This window comes from Marinitoga sp. 1154, from assembly GCF_013363285.1.
Taxonomy (GTDB): Bacteria; Thermotogota; Thermotogae; order Petrotogales; family Petrotogaceae; genus Marinitoga.
In genome coordinates this window covers 1-811 of sequence record NZ_LBFB01000066.1, presented here as the reverse complement: position 1 = coordinate 811, position 811 = coordinate 1, and the positions used below count along the sequence as shown (strand labels likewise).

The window sequence follows — 811 nt, the reverse complement described above, 5'->3', positions numbered from 1 at the left end:
TCAATGGTAATTTTATCAGGAGTGATATTAAATTTTTTTAATGATGGTAGAAACAAATTGATAAATTCAATAATCATATCTTTGTCTTGAAATATTTCTTTGAATAGTTGATCATATAGTCCCATATCGTATTCACCCCCTACAAGATTTGGACAAAAAATAAGAAAGTGGTATCATAAAATTGAAAAAAAGAAAGGGGTGTTTTTTAATGAGAAAACGAACTAATTATGAACCTGAATTTAAGTTATCTGTCGTTAAAGAATATCTTTCTGATGATTCATTAACTCAAAGAGATATTTGTGAAAAATACTCTATTCCAGATTCTGTTTTTGCAAGATGGGTTAAAAAATATAAAGATTCTAATTATGACGATAATGTGTTTCATTCAAAAAAAGGTCGTCCTAGTTCTATGATTTCTGATATTTCTAAGGTTCCTCCTGTTATATACGAATCTGCTGGTATTATTAAGTCTAGTTCAGATAATACTAATGATTCTGTTGCTTTAGAAAAAAAACTTAAATATTATGAACGTCTTCTTCTTGAAAAAGAACTTCTTATTAAAATGCAAGAGGATGAAATTAATTTTTTGAAAAAAAAACAACAACAGAAAAGAAAGTAACTTTTATTGGTGATTTGTTGATTATTAATAAATATACTAACTTTGGTGTTTCTTTAGACTATTTACTTAATCATTATAAGATTAAACGTAGCACTTTCTATTTTAAATCAAGATTGTTTTTTACTGTTAATCGTTATAGTAGGAAAAATAAATGTTTTAAAGGTTATTCTTTGAATACTAAAGGTGAAAAGA

Annotated in this window: 1 protein-coding gene; it reads left to right on the top strand. The window is 25.5% G+C overall.

The genetic code is table 11. From position 1 onward, the window contains the following. Positions 1-208 precede the first annotated feature (208 nt). Positions 209-619, top strand: coding sequence for a transposase (locus tag XO12_RS11110; RefSeq protein WP_175420351.1), 411 nt, complete (start codon positions 209-211; stop codon positions 617-619). Positions 620-811: the final 192 nt, after the last annotated feature.

Excerpts from the sequence above, each read along its gene's own strand:
- XO12_RS11110 (WP_175420351.1), top strand. The coding sequence starts at position 209 with ATGAGAAAACGAACTAATTATGAACCTGAATTTAAGTTATCTGTCGTT.